This window comes from Methanobacterium alcaliphilum, assembly GCF_023227715.1.
Taxonomy (GTDB): domain Archaea; phylum Methanobacteriota; class Methanobacteria; order Methanobacteriales; family Methanobacteriaceae; genus Methanobacterium_E; species Methanobacterium_E alcaliphilum.
The window spans coordinates 243,207-249,565 of sequence record NZ_JALKIF010000002.1; the positions used below are offsets into that span (position 1 = coordinate 243,207).

The window sequence follows — 6,359 nt, forward strand, 5'->3', positions numbered from 1 at the left end:
TTATTAATCTATCCTGAATCCCGTTAAATCTTCCAGGGCATCTAAGAATTCATCTAATAAGAATATTAATTTATCACCCACTACCTGGGTTGGCCCATCATTTATACCTGAGGATTCCATGGAATTGTTTCCTTTAGTTATTTTTATGTTCCATTCAAAGCCATCCACCAGACAGCATTTTTCATAATCTTCATCCCAGTGCCAGAAGTCTATTTCTTCTAATTTATCCCAGAATTGCCCCCATTCTATATTTGAAGGAGTTACGATTTTTTTAAGAAAATCGAATTCTATCTGGTTGTTTTTAAATTCCAAAGATTTAAAACCAGTGTCCATTTTAAAATAGGAGATTATCATTTCATCAGGTAATTCAACACGGGTCATTATAATCATGCCTCTAATATCCATTGGTCTTTTAGGTAGATAAAGATATTTTAGTCATAGTTACTCACTAAATATTTGTTAATAATTTATTAACTCTGGGAAATCACCACCAAAAGTAATACGCTAAAAATAGGATTAAAAATCTTTTAAAACTACTTTAAATGACCCCAAGTTGTTTTAATAAAATTCGAAATAGCAGAACCAAAAGTTTTATTATTATTAAATAATCATAATATAATATGGTGTTAACAAATGATAAAGCATTATGAAGGAGTAATAAAAAAAGCACCTTACAATGGTCAAAAAGACGCGGTATTCATGGACCACTCCCTTAAACCAGTTATAGAAACCATTAAAGATGAAATACAAGAGTATGGTCCTTTAAAAAGGATCCAGGTCCTTACCAACCCCACCATGAAGAGTCCTTTTTTCTGGTTCAAGCAAAAGACATTCAAAAAACCCAGCTACACTGGATTCGTTCCCCTGGTAGAACCTTTAAAAGATTACAAAGGTCAAAACTGTAAGATATTGCTTGAATTTTAAATCTTACAACTTTTTTTAGATTCAAATATGACCCCTTCAATGGTTCTAACATCTCCGGATTGATTATAAACAGGTTTTCCTGTATCCATTACTATTTTTATATTTCCTTCTTTATCTTGAATATGATAAGTTAACTGGAAACTTTCGCCAGTGGCAATGGAATCAGATATCTCTCTTAAAACCATTTTTCTATCTTCTTTTAGTATAATATTCCCTATAGTACTTATTCCATTAGATTTGAGTTCATCCACAGTATACCCTGTAATCTTTTCCAGACAATCAGGGTTGATAAAATCAGTATGCCAGTTGTTCTGGATGTGGTTTTGATATATTATTCCCGGTATGTTACTGGTGACTTCCTCGAAGAATTTTTTACTGGATTTAAGCTCATTTATGAGTTTATGATTGCCTATGGCTGTATCCAGAGCAAATTTTAGTTCCGTCTCCCGGAATGGTTTTATGATATAGTAAAATGGATGGGTTGATTTTCCATCCAGCCGGGAATCAATATTCCCATGGGCAGTTAAAAACACAATGGGCATTTCTATAGTCTTTAAAATTTCTTTAGCAGCATCTACACCATCCATAGGCCCATTTAAATATACATCCATGATAATGAGATCTATACTGCATTTTCTAACCATTTCCAGTGCCTGTTCACCAGAGAATACATCCCCCACCACATCATAACCCCATGATTTAAGCCTGCGAGTGAGTTCCATAGCCGTAATGGCCTCATCCTCCACAATCAATACCCTGGGATTAGACATAATTTAAGGTTAGTTTACTATCCATAATAAACATATTAGTATTTTTCAAGGACAGTATTGTTCTTGGAAAACAACGATAAATAATGAATGTCATTGTTTAAAAACATGGACAATAATATAATATTAAATTCAACATATTACTCTAATTATGTAGAACTTACGGCCCCTCAACTAATAAGATAATCTAATAACTGATAAAGTCCCTAAAAACAGTGGGGATGCATCCATTGGAACACTGCAGGATTATTTATAAATCAGCGGACTCCCAATTTAAAAATATGGATTACATTTACATATTATGAAGAAAGTACTCTTAGGGGAGTTTTATCTAAGGGTTTAAGTAGCCCCTATCCTGGTTATGGTCTATGAGTGATGCCGCTGGAACCCACTCAGAGGGCATTGATTATTAGAAGCAGGGATTTAGGAGAAATATAAATTCAGGGGATAGCATGACCAATGAAAAAATAATATCTAAAGAAGATTTAGAACTCAAAATAAAGGATTTAAAAAGTGAACTTGATAATTCTCAAAAAGAACTCGATGTCCTGAAAAAAGACTTTTACACTTGTCAGGGTCGTTTAAAAGAAATAAGAAAAGAGAAGAAAGAACTGGCTGATGATTTAAAAGAATTTGAAATGATGAAATTGGACTTAGATCTTTTAAATGCCCAAAAACTACAAGATGATAATAACCGAATTCAACACCGGATACATATCACTAAAAAGTTTCTGGATGAAGCTCGAAAAGATATAGAATTTAGAGACAAAGTTATTGAGGATTTAGTTAAGCGTAAATTTACAGATAGAAGTAGGAATATTCTTCCTAAAAGTTATATTGTTTATAAGAATAAGTGATAATCCTGAACAACACTTTAGATAAAAATACTATTAAAAAGATTGGATTAAACCAGAAGATCTCATTGCAATATCGTCTGATAATCATACCATAAAACTAATTGAAAAGGGTAAAAAATTATCAAGCATTTAATAAACAATATATCGGATGATAAAATCAACAATTTAAATCATGGAACCAATATGGAAATAGGACCATTATTAAGAATATATCGTGATTACCCGGTTTACACCAGAAAAGCTAAATTAAAGAAAAATTATTGTGAAAACATTGATAATTCAAAAAAGTTAGTTAACCACATCGATTTTTTTTATTGCATCATGTTATTTTTTAAAATGAAAAGGGTAATTTAACTTCGTTAAACATTGATATGACGAACTTAGTATTTGGACTGAAAATACCAATATAACAAAACCATGCAAAGTCACCTAATTTAAACTACTACCTATACACTAAACCATTGAAATATACCTAAAACTCAAATTTTTATTTTTTAAAAGAACTAACGTTCTGCAATAATAACAACCATGGGACATAATACTAACTTTTTTAATCTAGTTGCCAGATAAATAGACTATACTTAATCCCATGAACATCTGGATAAACGAGGTAATGACATGATACTAATCATTGGTGGAGCGGGATACATCGGCTCACACATTAACAAAATGTTAAATCAACTGGGACATGAAACAATCATCTTAGACAATCTTAGTTATGGTCACAAGGAATTTACCAAATGGGGTAAATTTATTGAAGGCGATATTAATGAAACTGCAAAATTAGAGAGGATCTTTCAAAATTATCCTGTGGATTCCGTGATGCATTTTGCAGCATTCACTTATGTTGGAGAATCAGTGACCAACCCCCAAAAATACTATGTAAATAATGTAAAAAATACGCTGAATCTTTTAGAGACAATGAATAAGTACCATATCAAAAATTTCATCTTCTCATCAACTTGTGCTGTTTATGGAGAACCACAGGAATTACCGCTGAAAGAAGACCATCCATTAAATCCCATAAATCCCTATGGGCGAAGTAAGTTAATGATAGAAAATATTTTAAAAGATTACTCCGAGGCCTATGATTTTAATTACGCATCCCTTAGATATTTTAATGCCGCAGGAGCTGATCCTGAAGCAGAAATAGGTGAGTGGCATGACCCTGAAACACACCTCATACCCCTTGTACTTGATGCAGCATCTGGACGAAGAGATGCCATAAATATTTTTGGTACAGATTATCCCACCAAAGACGGAACATGTATTAGGGATTATATCCACGTCTGTGATCTCGCCCAGGCACATTTAAAAGCATTAGATTATCTTAAAGATAAAGATACCAGTGAAATTTTTAATTTAGGTAATGGTAATGGGTTTTCAGTCCGTGAAGTTATTGAAACTGCTGCAAGGATAACTGGACAAAAGATTAAATCAATAGAAGATAAACCCCGGGCAGGAGATCCACCAATACTAATTGGTAGTGCAGCGAAAGCTAAAAAAGTATTAGGATGGAAACCACACTGGAAAGATTTAAGTGAAATCATCGAGACTTCCTGGAAGTGGCACCAAAGATTATATGGAACAAAGGATAAAGTTTAATTTTCAAAGATTATAATCGGTGAATACTTTGGTAGTTACAGAAGCACAGAATAAATTACAAAATGGTATTGAGTTATCCCAAAATGGGAAGCAGCTCGAGGCCCTACAGGAATTTCAAAAAGCTCTTGAAATGTTCACCGAAGCTAAAGAAATAACAAAAACGGCTGATGTGCTTCTTGAAATGGGTATCAGTTATTTTAAATTAGAGAAGTACGAATATGCTGAAGAAAGTTATAGAAATGCTCTTAATCTATATAAAAACACCAAAGACCACATTGGTGAAGCTTATTCTTTAGTAGGTATTGCGGATGTTCTGGAAAAAAAAGAAAGGCACGAAGAAGCCCGTAGAATATATCGACAAGCAATACACAAGTTCCGAAAAGAAGAATCTTATGATAAAGAAGCCATGGTCATATCTCACCTGGCAGAAAGTTTTGAAGCCCAGGGCGCTTTGCAGGATGCCATTTATGAACACGAAAGATCCATTGAAATTTATCACAAAGCCGGGAAAAAAGCTGAAGAAGCTAAAATCACGACTTTAAAAGAAGTTTTGGAGAAAAAATTCTCAAAAGTGAAGCCCACCCGGATTGAAGCTATTTCTCTATTTATTTATTTAGCACTTTTAATACTATCAGAAATACTGACCACTTATTCCAATATGAAAGTTGGTCTTTTTATTCATTCAGCTATTCTATTTGCTTTATTGATCCAGTCCTCATTGACTGATAGATATACTTTTGCAGCACTACTGCGTTCCATGATGATCTTACCCATGATACGAATTATTGGTTTATCCATGCCTATCATGCAGATTGATCCATTATACTGGTTCCCTATAATCGCTATCCCTCTTTTTGCCGCTACTGCAGTTTTAATGAGATTGCAGGGTATTAGTCGGAGGAGAATAGGTATAATTTGGGGTAAAATACCGGTTCAGATTCTAATTGCACTCACAGGAATTGTTTTGGGTTATATTGAATACCAGATATTAACACCCGACCCCCTCATCCCTACCTTTAATTTAGTCAATTTAATTAGTGGTTTCATTATCATTACCCTGGCCACTGGTTTAGCAGAAGAACTTTTATTTAGGGGTATTGTTCAGAAAAATGCAGAAGACGTGCTGGGTATGTTTTTAGGACTACTTTACACTGCACTGTTATTTACAAGTCTTCACGTTGGATGGGAATCTAGTATTGATTTAATATTCGTATTTTCTGTGGCTATGTTCTATGGTTATGCATTCCAAAAAACCAGGAGTCTATTAGGAATAACATTATCCCACGGAATATCCAATACTGTTTTATTCTTGATAATGCCATTTGTAATCTAATAAATCATTGATTAATGGTATAAATACCAATTCCTTTTTTTAGATAATAATAAGAAAATTAAGTTTTTGATTGATATTTTTCGTGGCTGTAAAGTTGTTGGGGGTTGGGACTTTGCGAAAAATTTTTTGAAAAAAAATTATTAGATGTTTCATGACCCATGAATCTGAATTTAAGCCGTTAAATATAAGTATTAATTGAGGGCAGATATATTATCATGCAAAATCAAATTACATCCACCCTCAATAGTTGTATTGGTTCCATTCAACTTAAACTTTCCGATTTTGGTTTTGAAAAAATTGAATTTCAAAAAATTCTAAAAACCAGATTTACAAACACCAAAAATCCTCGAAACGTAAATAAAAACTTAGATCTGCTTGATAATAATCATTTTGAATGTTTAAATCCTACTTGTCCAAATTGTGATTCTAAGAAAGTAATTAAACAAGAATTCCGCGAAAGACAAGTGATTATTGATGATCCCAAACCTTTAAAGCTTTATTTACGAAGATACCAATGCAAAACATGCGGTAAAAAGTTCACCACAACATTAGAATCAGTTATAAAACCACATCACAAGTATTCAAATAATTTCAGGGATAAATTAGATGTTTTAATGAAAACAGGTTACAGATCCCTGCGTAATTCTTCATCAGACTTCTTAAATTTCGTTGGTGTTTCACCATCACATCAAACCATACAAAACTGGCTACAACAATCCACTAAAAACACAATCAAAAATACCATTAATAATTATTCAGGATATTACTGTTACGATGAGCAATATATTAAAATTAAAGGCACATGGATGTACCGTTTAACATTATACGATCACAAATTAAATTTACCAGTAATAGAACAAATAGTCCCCAATA

General features: G+C 32.9%; 6 protein-coding genes and 1 pseudogene. 5 read left to right on the top strand and 2 right to left on the bottom strand.

Annotation, left to right across the window (positions count from 1 at the left end; all coding sequences use genetic code 11):
- Positions 1–3: 3 nt before the first annotated feature.
- On the bottom strand, positions 4–381 hold the full coding sequence (locus MXE27_RS02360; protein WP_248610793.1) for a hypothetical protein: 378 nt from the start codon (positions 379–381) through the stop codon (positions 4–6).
- Positions 382–633: 252 nt separating this feature from the next.
- Between MXE27_RS02360 and MXE27_RS02365 the strand changes: the two genes are divergently transcribed.
- Positions 634–924 carry a hypothetical protein gene (locus MXE27_RS02365; RefSeq protein WP_248610794.1) on the top strand — a complete coding sequence of 97 codons (291 nt, stop codon included), beginning with the start codon at positions 634–636 and terminating at the stop codon, positions 922–924.
- On the opposite strand, the gene MXE27_RS02370 is transcribed toward MXE27_RS02365, so the two are convergent.
- Complete coding sequence (locus MXE27_RS02370; RefSeq protein WP_248610795.1) at positions 921–1,694, bottom strand: response regulator; 774 nt, start codon at positions 1,692–1,694, stop codon at positions 921–923. The two genes, MXE27_RS02365 and MXE27_RS02370, sit on opposite strands and share 4 nt — an antisense overlap.
- 449 nt (positions 1,695–2,143) lie before the next feature.
- Here MXE27_RS02370 and MXE27_RS02375 point away from each other — a divergent pair, with 449 nt between their 5' ends.
- From MXE27_RS02375 to MXE27_RS02390, 4 genes and pseudogenes are all read left to right on the top strand, one after another.
- Positions 2,144–2,548: a hypothetical protein gene (locus tag MXE27_RS02375; protein ID WP_248610796.1), complete on the top strand. Its 405-nt coding sequence runs from the start codon at positions 2,144–2,146 to the stop codon at positions 2,546–2,548.
- A 618-nt stretch (positions 2,549–3,166) separates the two neighbouring features.
- Entirely contained in the window at positions 3,167–4,153 is a 987-nt protein-coding gene (galE, locus tag MXE27_RS02380) for a UDP-glucose 4-epimerase GalE (protein WP_248610797.1), read from the top strand.
- Positions 4,154–4,181: 28 nt separating this feature from the next.
- Positions 4,182–5,486 carry a tetratricopeptide repeat protein gene (locus MXE27_RS02385; RefSeq protein ID WP_248610798.1) on the top strand — a complete coding sequence of 435 codons (1,305 nt, stop codon included), beginning with the start codon at positions 4,182–4,184 and terminating at the stop codon, positions 5,484–5,486.
- Positions 5,487–5,701: 215 nt separating this feature from the next.
- A pseudogene (locus tag MXE27_RS02390) lies at positions 5,702–6,359 on the top strand (ISNCY-like element ISMbu2 family transposase); the annotation flags it as partial.

Coding starts and splice junctions, on each gene's coding strand:
- MXE27_RS02360 (WP_248610793.1), bottom strand. CDS start 381: ATGACCCGTGTTGAATTACCTGATGAAATGATAATCTCCTATTTTAAA.
- MXE27_RS02365 (WP_248610794.1), top strand. CDS start 634: ATGATAAAGCATTATGAAGGAGTAATAAAAAAAGCACCTTACAATGGT.
- MXE27_RS02375 (WP_248610796.1), top strand. CDS start 2,144: ATGACCAATGAAAAAATAATATCTAAAGAAGATTTAGAACTCAAAATA.
- MXE27_RS02370 (WP_248610795.1), bottom strand. CDS start 1,694: ATGTCTAATCCCAGGGTATTGATTGTGGAGGATGAGGCCATTACGGCT.
- galE (WP_248610797.1), top strand. CDS start 3,167: ATGATACTAATCATTGGTGGAGCGGGATACATCGGCTCACACATTAAC.